Below are 14,553 nucleotides of genomic sequence, written 5' to 3' on the forward strand. Positions count from 1 at the left end.
AAGCCGGCTCGGACGGGAAGCCACTGTCTCATTCCACGCACTCCGTTTTGCTCTCCGCCGGCTCCGGTGAGTCAGGTGCGGCGATCGTCGCGGTCTGGGGTTCCTCGCGATAGCCCAGTACGGCCTGGTAGGCAACAGCGCACGCCGGGACCGCGATCAACGCACCGGCCACGCCGCCGAGCAGGGTGCCGGCGGACACCGCAAGCAACGTGACCACCGGGTGCAGGTGCACCGCCTGACGCATCACCAGCGGGTGCAGCAGATTGCCCTCCGCCTGCTGCACCAGAATCACCGCCGCCAGCACGATCAGCGCGTCCTGGGTGCCGTTGGTGACCAGCGTGACCAGGGTCGCGGCCGCCCCGGCGACCGTGGCACCGACGATCGGGACGAACGCCGCCAGGAACGTCAACACGGCCAGCGACAGCGCCAACGGGACACCGAGCAGGAACAGCACCGCGCCGATGCCGATCGCGTCCACCGCTGCCACCAGCACGATGCCATGGGTGTATCCGGCGAGCGTTCTCCATCCCGCGTGACCGGCCCGGTCGATGCGCCTCGCCACCCGGCCGGGTGTCTGCTCGACCAGCCACGACCACATCGCCGCGCCGTCGCGGAGGAAGAAGAACACGAGCACGAGCGCCAGCAGCGTCGCGGCGAGCGCCGCAGTGGCGCTCGTGATGCCGGCGTACGGGCTGGGCAGCGCGCTGCGGATACCGCCGACCAGTTCCGCGGCGAGCTCGTCGACGCGTTGCTCGTCGATGCCCGGCAGCAGATCGGCCACGGTGTGCCGGAGCCGACGTACCCCCTCGACCGCCTGCACCTGCAGATCGCCGAGCTGACTCGTCGCCCGCCGGCCGATCAGGAACGAGGCCGCGCCGACCACTGCCAGCACGGCGATCAGGCCGGCGAGCGCGGCGATCGACCGCGGAACATGATGCCGCTTGAGCCACCCGGTCAGCGGGCCGACCAGGGCAGTCACCAGGAGGGCGGCGATCACCGCCATGGTCAACGGCGCCACCCGCAGTAACGCCCGCACGACCAGGTACGCCGCCAGGACGAAGACGAGCACCGCCAGCACCGTCCCGGCCGCTCGGATCAGCCGCCTGCCGGTGGCATCGTTGTCGCCGGTTGGTGCGGAAGTCACGTCAGTCCTTTGTCTTGGGTATCCACCGCCCGCGCCTACCCGCGGCAGCACCTCGCAAACGAGGGGATGCCCGCTCAGGCCTCCGGGGCGTCGGGGAGCACGGTCAGCCGGCCGGCCTGGGCAGCGGGAATTACGCTGAAGCTGCCGTCGGTCTCGAGCACCACCGCTGCCACGTCGGCCAGATCGCCGATGCCTTGCGAGCGGACTGCCTGGCGGACCTCGCCGTCGGTGACCCGCTGTGACCGCAAGGCGTCGTACAGGAGGACGCCGTCACGCAGCAGCACGCTCGGTTCGGACTTGAGCAGGCGACGCACCGCCCGCGACCGGATCGACAGCCAGGTGACCGACAGCTGCAGCAGCACCAGCAGCGCAGGCCGACAATTCCCTCGGCCAGAGCCACATCGCGCGACAGCAGAATCGTGGCCAGCGTCGAGCCGATCGCCACGGTGACTACCAGGTCGAAGGCATTCATCTTCGCCAGCGTCCGCTTGCCGGACAGCCGCAGAATGGCGATAAGGCAGGGATACGTGATCATCCCGATCACCGCGATACGCCATAGGTCGGTCCAGTGCTGAAAGAACATCACAATCCCCTACCCGGCCAGCGGGTCCGCACTCAACGCGACAGTGTCCCGAGTGTCACCTGCACCTGCGTACCGCTCCCGTCGCGGTGCAGCCTGAGAGCGACCGATTTCCCGGGGGCGGTCTCGCGGAGCGCGGCGTAGATGTCGCCGACCGTGGCGATCTGCTTGTCATCGAACTTGACGATCACGTCGCCTGCCCGGAGATCGGCCGCATCTGCCGGGCTGCCCGGCTGCACCTGCCGCACCAGCGCGCCACTGGTGACCTTCATGCCCAGCGGCTGCGCGATATCGGCGGTCAAGGTGGTCAGGACAACACCGAGGTACGGATGGGCAACCGAGCCGGTGGACAACAACTGGTCGGTCACGTCGACCACCGTGCTCGACGGAATGGCGAACCCCAGAGACACCGCGCCAGCCGACGGCGGTATGTATGCCTCGTTCAGACCCACCAGCCGGCCCTGGCCGTCGATCAGAGCGCCCCCGGAGTTGCCCGGCGAGATGGCCGCATCGGTCTGGATCAGGTCGACCAGCGGACGTCCGCCGGTTGTCGAGCCGGGTATCTGGCGCCCGACGCCGGAGATGATGCCCTGGGTGACGGTGTTCTCGAAACCGAGAGGACTACCGATCGCCAGGGCGGTCTCTCCGGGCTTCGGCAGCTCGAGGCGAATCGGGACAGGTGGCAGCCCAGTGCGTTGCACCCGGACGACGGCGAGGTCGGTGATCTCGTCCGCGCCGATGACCTGCCCTGCAACCTGGGTGCCATCGGCGAACGCGACCTGCACCTGCTTCACCGAGCCGACGACATGGGCGTTGGTGACGATCACGCCGTCCGCCCGGTAAACCACTCCGCTGCCCAACCCCTCGCCGGCGCGGATCGTCACCACCGACGGCTCCGTCCGCGACACCACCTCGACCACCGATCCACCGGGCGGTGCCGCATCGGCGGCGACACTGCTCGATGTCGCCGGGGACGCCTCGTCGGTGCAGCCAGCGGTCAAAACCACCACCGCGGCGGCGAAGCCCCCGAGGATCTTCGTGATTACGGTGGAGATGCCGGGGGCGGCGGTCGCGGTCATGGTAACTCCCGTGGACTGTCGGTCGGTTCGGGCTGGGCCTTCACGTTGTGTCGAGCCCCTTGCAGCTCAGGAACCGGGGCCCAGGCGAGTCCGCAGCGTGTCCAACGCCCTGCGGATCAGACGCGAGGCGTGCATCTGCGACATGCCGAGCTGCCGGCCGATCTCGCTCTGAGTGAGGTTGCCGTAGTAGTAGAGCGTCACCACCCGCCGTTCCCTTTCGCTCAGATGCGCCATGGCCTCGTACAGGTCGTGACGTAGTTCGGCCTGCCGGTATGCGTCGTCGTGATGGCCAACAAGTTCACCCAGCTCGGTGTCGCCTTCCGGATGCACCGGAGCCGACAGCGACGCCGCTCGGCGGGCGTACTCACACTCCAAGCCCTCCAGCACCTCCTCCACGGTCGTGCCGAGGTATGCGGCCACGTCGTCCGCGGTAGGACTGCGGTTTAGGTGCTGGGTGAGGTGCCGACGGGCATCCTCCACGCGTTGATGCAGATCGTGGAGGGGACGCGGCAGCCGCACCGCCCAGCCCCGGTCGCGGAAGTACCGCTTCAGTTCCCCGACGATCGTGGGTGTGGCATAGGCACCGAAGTCGCTGCCCCGGCGCGGATCGAAACCGTCCACGGCCTTGATGAGCCCGACCATCGCGGTCTGCCGCAAATCGTCGGGGTCGGTACGTCCGTTGGCGTAGCGGCGGACCAGCCGGTGAGCCAGCGGCGCCCATGCCAGGATGGCGTCCGCGCGTAGTTGCGGTCGTCGCCGGTCACCGGTTGGCGTAACGGCCATGGCGTGGATCAGATCCGACGCCCCGGTTGTCGAGACGGCACGGGTGAGTGTGTTCTGCGTTGTCGTCATGATCCTTGTCCTCGCGCGTCGGTGCGCCGGCCGGTGTCAGGACGTCGGCGGGCCAGGTCAACGCGGTGTCAGGTGGATAGCGGCCTGCCACCGCAGCGTGCGTTCTCCAGAGTGGAAGACCGACGTGGCGGGGCATCCGCGTTACCGTGACGGTCCCATGACAACAAGCAGCAGGACGACGCCGATTACGCGACCCTGCTCTGCTCAGGGGAGGATCCTTGCGTCCGCCCCTCCCCGAGGTCGCCGTGCAGCATCCGGACGGCCCGGTCGGCCAGTTCCGCGTCCACCATCACCTCGAATTCGCCGGCACGCACCAAATCGTCCGTCGTGAACGACCTTCGCCCCTGGGTGACCACGTATCCCAGCAGAGCCACCGCAGCACCGAGAATCGCGCCCAGCACGGCCGTGTTGAACACCAGCCACCAGGTCGACAGGGAATCCGTGGTCAGATCGAACAAGCGAAGCAGCCAGCCGACGGCCGCGCCGATCAGCAGACCCGACAGGGCACCACGGCCAGTCACATCGACGGTGGTCAGCTGACCGCGATGGCGCGCCACGTCGCGCAGATCGGCGCCGATCACCGTGACTCGCCTCTCCGAGAATCCGGCCGCGACAAGCCGTTCGACAATTCCGGCTGCTGCCCGGTAATCCGGCCGCGCCGCGATAGAGCGTTGCGCCACACCGATCCGTACGTCGTCATGGTCGCTCTCGCGGGGACCGCCTGTCGGTTGTCGAGGAATCTCTGGCATCACGCCACCTCCCATTCGTCTCGGTCGCCCGGTCCCCCGCCCTGCGGCGGTGCAAACGGCTGTCGCAGGCTTGTCACGTAACAGACCGCATTTCGTCGTGCGTGGTCGCACGGCGACACCGTTTCGGTGCGGCTCCGGCGGGTAGGTGCCGGTTCCGCCGTGGAGGGAGAGTCGCGGATGAATAACATCGATCCGGCATACAGCGCTTTCCGGAGCCGCCGCCGCGGGCGCAGAGCGATGGCCATGCTGGCTGTCGGGATCATCACCGCCGCGCTCGCCGCTTGCGGCAATGAAGAAAGCGATGTTCCGACGATCAATCTTTACTACGCCCCGGAGCAGAACCTGCGGCAGGTCGTCGCCGACTGCAATGTCGAGGCGAACGGCCGGTATCGCATCGTGCATCGGGTCCTTCCGCGCGGCGCTGACGACCAGCGCACTCAGATGGTCCGCCGGCTCGCGGCCGAAGACACCAGCATGGACGTGCTGGGCCTGGACATCACCTGGACCCCCGAATTCGCCAGCGCCGAGTGGATCCGCGAGTGGACCGGCGAGCACCGGGCCCGAGCCGAAGAAGGCACCCTCGCCGCACCACTGCGCTCGGCCGAATATCAGAATCGGCTGTACGCCGCGCCGAAGAACACCAACGTACAACTTCTCTGGTACCGCGCCGACGTCGTCGACGAACCGCCGCAGACCTGGGACGACATGATCAACACCGCGCTCGAGTTACGAGCGGCGGGCGAGCCTTATCAGATCATGACCATGGGAGCCCAGTACGAGGGTCTGGTGGTCCTGTTCAATACGCTGGTGGAGAGCGCGGGTGGCCACATTCTCAACGAGGAGAGCGACGAGGTCGTCATTGACCAGGGCGCGGTCCGGGCGCTGAGCCTGCTGCATCGGTTCGCCACGGCAGGGGTCACCAGCCCGTCCTTCAGTAACGCGACCGAGGACGACGTCCGGCTGGCCTTCCAGAGCGGCACCGGCGCCTTTCAGCTCAACTGGCCGTATGTCTACCCGGCCATGCAGAACGACGCGCCGCAACTGGCCGAAAATGTCCGCTGGGCTCGCTTCCCGCGGGTGAATCCCGGCATCCCCAGCCGCGTGACCATCGGCGGGTTCAATCTCGCCGTCTCCGCCTACTCCGAGCATCCGGACGAGGCGTTCGAGGCCGCCCTGTGCCTGCGTAGCCCGGAACATCAGAAGTTCTCGGCGATCAACGACGGCGTGCCGCCCACCATCGAGAGCGTCTATGACGATCCCGCGATGGCCGAGGCATATCCGATGAAGGATGTCATCCTCGCCGAACTTCGCGACGCGGCAGTCCGGCCCCGCACACCCGCCTACCAGAACGTCTCCACGGTGATATCGGTGATCCTGTCCCCGCCGTCCGATATCCAACCCACCGAGACCGCGGCACGTCTGCGCGACGAGATCGCACTGGCTCTCGAGTCCCGTGGGGTCCTGCCGGGCTGACCGGGAACCGGTAGCGGCGGCTCAGTCGAGAAGGGCGTCTTGTCAACGACGCCCACGGAGTCGTTTGCCGGGCAGGCCACCGGGCACACCCGGCAAAGAGCACAAATACGAAAGGCGAGGAGGAGGACACCATGCCCAACGTGCAACAACCCGAGATGCGCCGCAGCGGCGAAACTCGGCTCGTCCAGGACAGTGACGGCCCGCCGCCGGGTAGGACCGGCGGCGGCAGCCGCGAACACCGCGCGGTACCACCGGAACAGCAGTCACAGTACGGCCCGCAGTCCGGCCGGACGGGTGAATCGGCAGAACCGGAAGGACGCCCCGCCGAGGGTGACTGACTGACCACTCGGCACGGTGCCGACTCCACCACGGCGACCACACCACTCGGTGCGGTCGCCGCTTGCCCCCGTTTGGCACCCGTCGGCACGGGTAGGTGCCGCGCCGGCGTCGTTCACGACGCCGTGTTCGCAGCCAGTAAGGTCATCCTGTGCGAGCGCGCCGAGCATCCCGCTGTCGGCGCCACGAGGGCGGTGTCATGTGCCCGTCGTACCGTGGCAAGCCAGCGCCGAACCCACCTGCACGATCACCCCACGATCCCGCGGGACCATCCGGGCCATCGCCGCCCGCGTGCCGTGGACATAGCCCAGGTACGTGACCTGGGTGACCCGGGCGAACTCGTCCATGCCGATCTCGGCGAACGGAGCGAACACCGAGGTGAACGACGCCCCCGGCCCGGCGCACGTCATCGGCCACCGCGCGCAGCCCGGACTCGCCTCGCGCCAGCAGGCCCACCGCATCGCCACGCGCCGCGAACCGGCACGCCACTGCGCGTCCGATGCCGCCGGTCGCGCCGGTCACCACTGAAACCCTGCGCCGCGTCGCTTCCGTCATGATCGGCTCCTCCGTGCTCGCCTATCCGAGACCGGCCGCCTACCCCGGCCCCGGCGGTCCAAGCACCATGTCGGGCTGCCGCGACAAGCCGACAACACAGTGCGACGGACTACCCCATCCCGGTTACGAAACCGAGATCAATCTCGTTTCGGACGGCCTCACCCGGGCAGGCAACGCGGACCGATTTCGCTTACCGAAGGAAGGAGTCGCCATGTACCCGGGCACTCGGAACGCACCGGCGAAACGGCCCGATCCGGCGGAACGCGACACGACCATGCCAGCAGACATCAGGGCAGCAGCAGCTGCGTACGGCGGCCGCACACCGGCGCACGCACCGGCCGCGATCATTCCCAGCGCGCTGGTCTTCCTGGCCGGCATCTGGCTGATCATCGCGCCGTTCTCCCTGGACTACCGCAACGCCGGCGGCGGCTTCGACGGCTACTGGAACGACGTCGTCATCGGCGTCGCCCTCGCCGTCGTCGCGCTCGTGCGCATCGCCCTGCCCCTCGCGACCGCACCACTGAGCCTGATCAATATCCTGCTCGGGTTCTGGCTGATCACGGCACCGTTCGTACTCGCCTACAACACCGGCACGGACGCCACCCAGGCCACCCTGAACGACATCGTCACTGGCGCTGTCGTCGCCGCGCTCGCCGCCATCAGCTGGCTCGCCGCGCGCCAGCACGAGCGTGCCGAGATCAGACAGCCCCACCAAACCTGAGCGTCCCGCGGTGACCGGCTACCGCGCAGGCGCCAGCAACGGTGTGCGCAGACTCCGCTGCGCCGGAATCTCGAGTTCGCACGGTGTGGACGCTTGCCGCCGGCGCGGGTCCGGGAACGCACCGTTCCCGGACAACGACGAGAAAGGATTCAGAGCCATGGCACAGCCGCAGTTCGACCGCCCGCCTGCCGCTGCCGGGCCGGCGCCGGGCGGCCTCGCCGACGGACAGGTGGTGGTGGCCTCCTATACGCTTTGTGCCGATGCCGAGCGAGCCGTCGACTACCTGTCGGATAACCGCTTCCCGGTCGAGTTCACCGCCATCGTGGGCCGCGGCCTCTCCAGCGTTGAACAGGTCACCGGCCGGCTGACGACCGGGCGAGCAGCCGGGCAAGGCGCGCTTTCCGGCGCTGTTCTCGGTGCGCTGTTCGGCTGGTTCTTCGGCCTGTTCGACTGGGTGAACCCGCTGATATCCGGGCTCCTGCTCGCGCTATACGGAACGGTCTTCGGAGCGGTCGTCGGCGGCCTGCTCGGCATGCTGGGCCACACCCTGACCCGAGGGCGCCGCGACTTCAGCTCAATTGCCGGCATGCGCGCCGACAGCTACGACATTCTCGTCGACACCGATGTCACCGGGGATGCCGTCCAGTTGCTCGACGCCCCCGGTGCGCCCGGTCGCGGCCGGGCAGCCGATCGGTTGCGCCAACGCTGACCGCCCCGGACCGCTGCCTGGTACCGCCGCGGGCGTCTCCCCGCACAGCGGACCTCTCGGTCTTCCGCGCAAGCCATGATAAGGAGCCGGGATGCCTTTCCCTTTCTGGCACGGCGCCTCTCGTGCTGGTCGTGCCGGGCTGTTGACCCACCCAGGACAACGCCATGCCCGGTGATTCCCACCGCCGCCAGCCGTCCCACGAGGTTGACGGCGGGGGCGAACCCTTGGAGCGCTTTGGTTTACGTCTGTCGGCGGGCCTGGCTGGTGTCGTCATCGCCGGTGCCGCGTTCGGGTTGCTCCTGGCGCTGGTACGGGTGCAGTGGCCACCGCTGACCGACTTGGACCGAGATGTAGCCGCTCGCCTCAACGCCCTGGTCGCCGACAGCAAGATCACCGTGAACGTCCTGCGGTCGACAACCGAGTTCGGCGGGCGCAACCTCCTCATGCTCGTCCTGCTGGTCGGCACCATTTACCTGCTCGTCCGCCGTCAGCCGCGCCTGGCGGTCTATGCCGTGGTCACCAGCGTCGGGGCATTGATTCTCGACCCGGTCCTCAAGCTCCTGGTCGAGCGGCTACGACCGGTCGTCGACGTTCCCGTCGCCACGGCCCCCGGGCCCAGCTTTCCCAGCGGACACGCCCTGGGGTCGATCGTGTCCTACGGCGTCCTGCTGCTGATCTTCCTGCCCACCACACCGCGCCGGCACAGAACGTTCGTTGTCGCTGTCGTGGCGGTCCTCGTGGTCCTGGTCGGGGTCTCCCGCGTCGCGTTGGGCGTCCACTACGTAACCGACGTGCTGGGCGCTGGATGCTGGGCATCGCCTGGCTCGGCATCACGGCGGCCGCCTTCCGCCGCTGGCGCATCGATACCGGCCACGCCGCCCTGCCGATCGGCGCGGGCCTGACGCCCGAGGCCGCCCCCGATCTGACCGCGGCAACCGACCATGACACTCGGCGGAAGTTCTCCTGGGCGCATGCCGTCACGGGATCAATGGTCGCAGCGGTTCTGATCATCGGAATGCTCTTCGGCACCGGCGTGCTCGCCACTGCCGTCCTCGCCGACACCCGTCTCGGCCAGATCGACCGCGCGGCTGTCGCCTGGCTCGCCGCCCACCGCAGCCCCGTCTGGACCACCGTCACCGATGCCTTGAACAGCCTCGGCGACAGCCGCGCGATCATCACGGTCACTCTTGCCGCTACCGGACTGGCCCTCGCCGTTTACCGGCATCGGCGGCCCGTTGCGTTCCTGTGGACCGTCATGGCCGGCGAGATCGCCATCTTCCTCGTGGCCTCCACAGTCGTCAGCCGGGCCAGGCCACAGGTGCCGACCCTGCAACCCGATCTGCCGCCGACCGCGAGCTTCCCGTCCGGACACGTCGCCGGCGTGCTATGCCTGTACGGCGCGATCGCGCTGCTCGTCCAGCGCGCCGCTACGAACCGCATCTGGACGGTCCTCGCCTGGACGGCGGCCGTGCTCATTCCCGCGGGCGTTGCGGCGGCGCGCCTCTACCGCGGCGTGCACCACCCCACTGACATCGCCGGCAGTGTCCTGCTCGCGATCGCCTGGCTGACCGCCGCATGGTTCTTCATCCGTCCCGCTGCGGCACCGCCGGTAACCCGCGAGACGGGAGCTTGACCGCGGCAAGCCGGACCGCGGACGGCAGGACCGCGTCCGCGAGCGATGCCGCTGGGCCGGCATGTCCGATAGCCGTGGCCCGCCGGCTACCCGGTTCGCCCGTCAAACCGGGTAGCCGGCACCCGGCGGCTACGGCCGGGCCTTGCGCTGACGCCGTGCCCTTTGTGCCCCTCGGCCGTCAGCGCGGCGGCACGGATCACTCGGCGAGGGTGTCGAGAACGAACTGGACCCGTCCCGCCTCGTCGGTCCGCGCATCGATGGTCTTGTGCTCGAGCAGCTCGCCAGCCTCCGCGGAAACGAAGAGCTTCGCGTCGGTACCGGCGTCGACGACCGTGTCGCCCGGCTCGGGCTCCGGTGAGACAGCGATAGACAGCGATGTTCGGTTACCGTCGGCGTCAATGCGCAGACCGGCCCCCTCCGGAATCTCAGGCCGGGCGACAATCTGACGGATCGCGTATGACGCGTTGTCCGAAACGGTGAACACAACGCTTCTCCTCATCCTCCGCTGGGTCTGCAATCCCTTACGCCCAAACCTCCCGGCTCGACGTGTAAGTACTCCCGCCATCTCGCGACAGTCCTATGACGAAATGCCCCAACGGGTGACGCCCGGCGCGCGTCTGCCCTGTTTGCCTACTCGGTACGGGGGTACGCCGTCGGCTGCACGGCGGAGTGAACCGCAACGCGCCGGGCAGGGATCCATCGGTGGCAACCGGAGGTGGTGCTGTGATGCGTACGTTTCTAGCCGTTTCCGCGGTCGCGGGGCTCATCGGGATCGTCCTCGGGATCGTTTTCGCCATCACGTGGCTCGCCCTGATCGGCGCAACGCTGCTTACCGTTGCGCTGGTCATGACAGCGCTGGCCGCGCCGAAGACACGAGGTGGCCGCTGGTAGCCCGAGCGCAGCGCCAGTCGTCAGGCGCGTTCCAGAACCAACGGCAGATCGCCGTCCTCGTCCGGAGTCACGGTGAGCCGATCACCCTGACAGGTGTACCGACCGGAATCGAAAGAACGGATCGATGTCGACGACGTTGCCCGTCTGGTTTGCACCCTCACCGGTGTACTGGCCGAGCGGTACGTTGTCGAACGGTTGTGCCTGCACCGGCTCCGTGAGGTTGACGGTGAACGTGGTCTTGTCCCAGTCGAGGTCGCCCACGGGCCGCCAGGCGCCGGCGTCCGGCGACGACGTGCCGGTCGTGGCCGGCGAGGTGGTCATGCCGGTGGTGGAGTCGGTGGTGATCGCCCCGGTGGCCTGCCCGGCGTACACGAAGTTACCCCGCACGTCAGCTGTCCCGATGCCGGCAGAGAAGGTAACCGGTTTCATGTCGCAACGAGTACGGTCAGGACTCCGCGGACTGTTGAGCCCGTGGTGAACCGTCGCATGAGGATCTCTCGGTGTTTTTGTCTGACTGGTCGGCTTCGCCTACCCGGCGCCCGCGCTGCCAAACGGCGGTCGGTACGCAGGCATACCCGCCGGAAGGAATATTCCGTGACACTCGGTACAAGACGTCCATCACATCGGCAGATTGCGCCGAGGACCGCCATGATATGGCCGTGCCCTCTGTGCTGATGATCGAAGACGACGACCGCATCCGGCTCTCGCTGTCTCTCGCCCTGGAGGACGAGGGTTACACCGTTACCGGCGCGACCACGGCCGAAGAAGGAGTCGCGCAGCAGCGCGCCCAGCCGGCCGACACCGTGCTGGTCGACCTGATGCTGCCGGGCATCGACGGCTTCGAGTGCATCCGGCAGCTACGCCGCACCGACGACGTACCGATCGTGGTGATCAGCGCCCGCGAGGGCATCCACGACATCGTCGCCGCGCTCGAGGCCGGCGCCGACGACTACCTGGTCAAACCGGTCGCCATCCCGGAACTGGCGGCCCGCCTGCGCGCGCTGCGCCGGCGCGCCCGGGTCTCCGGCCCGGACAGCATCCCGGTACTGCGCTTCGGCGACCTGGAGATCGTGCCGGACGCCGGAGAGGTACGCCTGCACGGCGAGCCGGTCGCGGTCACCCGCACCGAGTTCCAGCTGCTCTGCGAGCTGGCCGACCACCCCGGCCGGGTGCTGTCCCGGCAGCAGCTGCTCCAGCGGGTCTGGGAATACGACGGCGGTGACGAACGCCTCGTGGACGTGCACGTCGGCCGCCTCCGCCACAAGATCGAGACGGACTCTGCCTCACCCCGGCACCTGGTCACCGTCCGCGGTCTGGGCTACAAACTGCAACGCTGAGGCTGACGGGGTCGGGCGGTGCCCGGCCAACCGACCGGTCACCGCCCTCCGGGTGGCGCTCAGCGCGTCAGCGGAAGAACCCCCGGACCGGCGGGATGTAACCCGGCGCCCAGAACGGCGAGTAACCGTAATACCCGTAAAGATCGTTGAAGTAGGCGTCCCGCTCGATGAGCTCGGGGTCGTATGCCGGCGCCTCGGCCACCTGCGTCCGGGACCGATCGATTCCCACCTCGTCGTCGGTGATCCGTTCCACCGCCTCCACCGGGATGAACAACGGCGTGGCACCGATACCGAACAACCCGCCGTGCTCGACGCGAAGCAGCCGTACCTTCCGATGCTCCGAGTCGATCAGCAGGTCGTCGACCTTGCCGATCTCGTGACCGTCGCGGTCCAGGACCTTCCGTCCGCGGATGTCCTGCTGCGGATCGGCCACCATCTGGCCGCTGTCACCCAATCGCATCAGGGTGCTGATTCCCGTGTCCATGGTAAGCCTCCTCGACCGGCCGAAGGCCGGAAAGGTTCTCGCATGCCAGTTACGGTTTCCGTCAACCGTACGGGCGACCGACAGCAGAACTCCGACAGAAATTGCTCATTCCCATGACGGACGTGTCGACCGTGGCTGGACAGGTGGTCCGGTCAGCGCCCGGTGTCGGCGTCGGTCTTCGTGGCACTCCCGCTGAGCAACCGGGCCGAGTTGACCAAACCTACGTGGCTGAACGCCTGAGGTGTGTTGCCCAATTGCCGGCCGCCCACCGGGTCGTACTCCTCCGCCAGCAGCCCGACGTCGTTGCGCAACTCGAGCAGCCTCTCGAAAAACGCGACCGCCTCCGCCCGCCGACCGGTCTCGTACAGCGCATCAACCAGCCAGAAGCTGCATGCGAGGAAGGAACCCTCACCGCCGGGAAGTCCGTCGATCCCCTCCGCGTCGGGCCGGTACCGGAGAACCAGACCATCCCGGCACAGCTCCTTCTGCACTGCCGCAACGGTACCGGCCACCCGGGGGTCGGTGGCAGGCAGGAACCCGACTCTGGGAATGAGTAGCAGAGCGGCGTCGAGTTCACCGATTCCATACGCCTGGGTGAAGGTGTTGCGTTCGTGATCGAAGCCTCGGGCACAGACTTCGGCATGTATCTCGTCGCGCATCGCGCGCCACCGGTCCACCGGCCCGTCCAGGCCCTGCCGCGTTACCGACACAACCGCCCGGTCGAATCCCGCCCATGCCATGACCTTGGAGTGGACGAAGTTGCGGCGTGGTCCCCTGACCTCCCACAGACCGTTGTCCGGCTGCCGCCAGCCGCCTTCCAGGTAGTCCAGCAGGGCCTTCTGCAAATCCCAGGCAGCGTCCGTCGCCACGATGCCAGCCTGCCGGGACAGGTGCAGCCCTTCAAGCACTTCTCCCCATACATCCAGCTGGAGCTGACCGGCCGCGGCGTTGCCGATCCGGACCGGGCCGGAGCCCTGATAGCCGTCCAGCCAGTCCACGGTGTACTCCGGTAGGCGGCGCGAACCATCCGAGCCGTACATGATCTGCAGATCGGACGGATCGCCGGCGACCGCCCGCAGCAACCACTCGCGCCACGCTCGCGCCTCGTCCAGGTAACCGGTGCCGAGCAACGCCTGCAGGGTGAACGTGGCGTCGCGCAGCCAGCAATACCGGTAGTCCCAGTTCCGCGTCCCGCCCAGCTGTTCGGGCAGCGAGGTGGTTGCTGCGGCGACGATGCCGCCGGTCGGCGCGTAGGTCAGAGCCTTGAGCGTGAGCAGCGAGCGGCGTACAGCTTCCGGCCATCGGCCGGTGTAGTCGCATCGGTTGATCCAAGTCCGCCAGAACCGATGTGTCTGGTCGAGTGCACGATACGGGTCGACCGGCTGCGGTCGTGGCAGGTGCGATCGTTGATAAGTAAGGACGAAGGGAACCTGCTGGCCGGCGCGCACGGTGAAGTCGGCCACCGTCGCGTGGTCGGCCGCCCGCACCGGCACCTCGGTTCGTAGCCAGGCCGCGTCCGGTCCGGCCACTGCGCCGACGTCAGCCTCGTGGCGCGTAACCCACGGCAGCACATGGCCGTAGTCGAAGCGCAGTGCCAGTTCCATCCGCACCGGCACTCTGCCGGACAGTCCTTCGACGATCCGGACAACGTCGGCAGCCTCACCCCGCGGCGGCATGCAGTCGACCAGCCGGACGGAGCCGTCCACCGTGTCCCACTCGGTTTCCAGAATGAGGGTGTCGTCCCGGTACCGGCGGCTTGTGGCTCGGCCGCCGACGGCCGGTGCGATCCGCCAGTACCCGGCGGACTCGTTGTGCAGGAGAGCGGCGAAGCAGGAGGGCGAATCGAAACTGGGCAGGCACATCCAGTCGATGGAGCCGTCCCGGCTGACCAGCGCAGCCGTGTGCAGGTCGCCGATCAGGGCGTAGTCCTCGATGAGCCCGGGCACGGCGACCTCCTGTCAGGTTGACCGGCCTCGCCTACCCGCCGCGAAGGTCCGCAAACGACCGATG

At 68.2% G+C, this 14,553-nt stretch carries 16 protein-coding genes and 2 pseudogenes; 7 read left to right on the forward strand and 11 right to left on the reverse strand.

Features of this window, described 5'->3' with window-relative positions; all coding sequences use genetic code 11:
- Positions 1-28: 28 nt before the first annotated feature.
- From Ari01nite_RS43200 to Ari01nite_RS43220, 6 genes and pseudogenes are all read right to left on the reverse strand, one after another.
- On the reverse strand, positions 29-1,144 hold the full coding sequence (locus Ari01nite_RS43200) for an AI-2E family transporter (RefSeq protein ID WP_203789753.1): 1,116 nt from the start codon (positions 1,142-1,144) through the stop codon (positions 29-31).
- A 74-nt stretch (positions 1,145-1,218) separates the two neighbouring features.
- The gene (locus Ari01nite_RS43205) at positions 1,219-1,506 is read right to left on the reverse strand and encodes a DUF421 domain-containing protein (RefSeq protein ID WP_203789755.1); all 288 of its coding nucleotides are present in this window, start codon (positions 1,504-1,506) and stop codon (positions 1,219-1,221) included.
- Positions 1,507-1,562: 56 nt separating this feature from the next.
- Positions 1,563-1,727 (reverse strand): annotated as a pseudogene (locus Ari01nite_RS51545) (DUF421 domain-containing protein); the annotation flags it as partial.
- 32 nt (positions 1,728-1,759) lie between these two features.
- A complete protein-coding gene (locus tag Ari01nite_RS43210) occupies positions 1,760-2,803 on the reverse strand; it encodes a S1C family serine protease (protein WP_203789757.1) in 1,044 nt (347 codons plus the stop codon).
- Positions 2,804-2,869: 66 nt separating this feature from the next.
- Positions 2,870-3,655, reverse strand: a complete 786-nt coding sequence (locus tag Ari01nite_RS43215) for a sigma-70 family RNA polymerase sigma factor (RefSeq protein ID WP_203789759.1) — start codon at positions 3,653-3,655, stop codon at positions 2,870-2,872.
- A 185-nt stretch (positions 3,656-3,840) separates the two neighbouring features.
- Positions 3,841-4,404, reverse strand: coding sequence for a general stress protein (locus Ari01nite_RS43220; RefSeq protein ID WP_203789761.1), 564 nt, complete (start codon positions 4,402-4,404; stop codon positions 3,841-3,843).
- A 177-nt stretch (positions 4,405-4,581) separates the two neighbouring features.
- On the opposite strand from Ari01nite_RS43220, the gene Ari01nite_RS43225 reads away from it, so the two are divergent.
- Positions 4,582-5,877 carry an ABC transporter substrate-binding protein gene (locus tag Ari01nite_RS43225; RefSeq protein ID WP_239163505.1) on the forward strand — a complete coding sequence of 432 codons (1,296 nt, stop codon included), beginning with the start codon at positions 4,582-4,584 and terminating at the stop codon, positions 5,875-5,877.
- A gap of 548 nt (positions 5,878-6,425) precedes the next feature.
- On the opposite strand, the pseudogene Ari01nite_RS43230 reads toward Ari01nite_RS43225, so the two are convergent.
- Positions 6,426-6,768, reverse strand: a pseudogene (locus Ari01nite_RS43230) (SDR family NAD(P)-dependent oxidoreductase); the annotation flags it as partial.
- Here Ari01nite_RS43230 and Ari01nite_RS43235 point away from each other — a divergent pair.
- The 4 genes from Ari01nite_RS43235 to Ari01nite_RS43250 all read left to right on the forward strand — a co-directional run bounded on the left by Ari01nite_RS43235 (position 6,713) and on the right by Ari01nite_RS43250 (position 9,831).
- Positions 6,713-7,489 carry an SPW repeat protein gene (locus Ari01nite_RS43235; RefSeq protein ID WP_239163506.1) on the forward strand — a complete coding sequence of 259 codons (777 nt, stop codon included), beginning with the start codon at positions 6,713-6,715 and terminating at the stop codon, positions 7,487-7,489. The pseudogene Ari01nite_RS43230 and the gene Ari01nite_RS43235 overlap by 56 nt on opposite strands.
- Positions 7,490-7,646: 157 nt before the next feature.
- On the forward strand, positions 7,647-8,198 hold the full coding sequence (locus Ari01nite_RS43240; RefSeq protein WP_203789765.1) for a YflT domain-containing protein: 552 nt from the start codon (positions 7,647-7,649) through the stop codon (positions 8,196-8,198).
- A gap of 164 nt (positions 8,199-8,362) precedes the next feature.
- A complete protein-coding gene (locus Ari01nite_RS43245) occupies positions 8,363-9,100 on the forward strand; it encodes a phosphatase PAP2 family protein (RefSeq protein WP_203789767.1) in 738 nt (245 codons plus the stop codon).
- Positions 9,004-9,831 (forward strand): phosphatase PAP2 family protein, encoded by an 828-nt coding sequence (locus Ari01nite_RS43250; RefSeq protein ID WP_203789768.1) that lies wholly within the window; start codon positions 9,004-9,006, stop codon positions 9,829-9,831. Before Ari01nite_RS43245 ends, Ari01nite_RS43250 begins: the two co-directional genes overlap by 97 nt.
- Before the next feature lie 196 nt (positions 9,832-10,027).
- Here Ari01nite_RS43250 and Ari01nite_RS43255 read toward each other — a convergent pair whose 3' ends face one another.
- Positions 10,028-10,315 (reverse strand): adhesin, encoded by a 288-nt coding sequence (locus tag Ari01nite_RS43255; protein ID WP_203789770.1) that lies wholly within the window; start codon positions 10,313-10,315, stop codon positions 10,028-10,030.
- 242 nt (positions 10,316-10,557) lie between these two features.
- Here Ari01nite_RS43255 and Ari01nite_RS43260 point away from each other — a divergent pair, with 242 nt between their 5' ends.
- Positions 10,558-10,722 (forward strand): hypothetical protein, encoded by a 165-nt coding sequence (locus tag Ari01nite_RS43260; RefSeq protein ID WP_203789772.1) that lies wholly within the window; start codon positions 10,558-10,560, stop codon positions 10,720-10,722.
- Positions 10,723-10,803: 81 nt separating this feature from the next.
- Here the strand turns inward: Ari01nite_RS43260 and Ari01nite_RS43265 are convergent, their stop codons facing one another.
- The gene (locus tag Ari01nite_RS43265; protein WP_203789774.1) at positions 10,804-11,109 is read right to left on the reverse strand and encodes a hypothetical protein; all 306 of its coding nucleotides are present in this window, start codon (positions 11,107-11,109) and stop codon (positions 10,804-10,806) included.
- A 272-nt stretch (positions 11,110-11,381) separates the two neighbouring features.
- On the opposite strand from Ari01nite_RS43265, the gene Ari01nite_RS43270 reads away from it, so the two are divergent.
- Positions 11,382-12,059 carry a response regulator transcription factor gene (locus Ari01nite_RS43270; protein ID WP_203789776.1) on the forward strand — a complete coding sequence of 226 codons (678 nt, stop codon included), beginning with the start codon at positions 11,382-11,384 and terminating at the stop codon, positions 12,057-12,059.
- A gap of 67 nt (positions 12,060-12,126) precedes the next feature.
- Here Ari01nite_RS43270 and Ari01nite_RS43275 read toward each other — a convergent pair whose 3' ends face one another.
- Together Ari01nite_RS43275 and Ari01nite_RS43280 are read right to left on the reverse strand one after the other, a co-directional pair.
- A complete protein-coding gene (locus tag Ari01nite_RS43275) occupies positions 12,127-12,543 on the reverse strand; it encodes a PRC-barrel domain-containing protein (RefSeq protein ID WP_203789778.1) in 417 nt (138 codons plus the stop codon).
- A gap of 152 nt (positions 12,544-12,695) precedes the next feature.
- A complete protein-coding gene (locus tag Ari01nite_RS43280) occupies positions 12,696-14,489 on the reverse strand; it encodes a glycoside hydrolase family 15 protein (RefSeq protein ID WP_203789780.1) in 1,794 nt (597 codons plus the stop codon).
- Between the last annotated feature and the right edge of the window lie 64 nt (positions 14,490-14,553).

It is taken from the genome of Paractinoplanes rishiriensis, assembly GCF_016862375.1.
Classification (GTDB): Bacteria; Actinomycetota; Actinomycetes; order Mycobacteriales; family Micromonosporaceae; genus Actinoplanes; species Actinoplanes rishiriensis.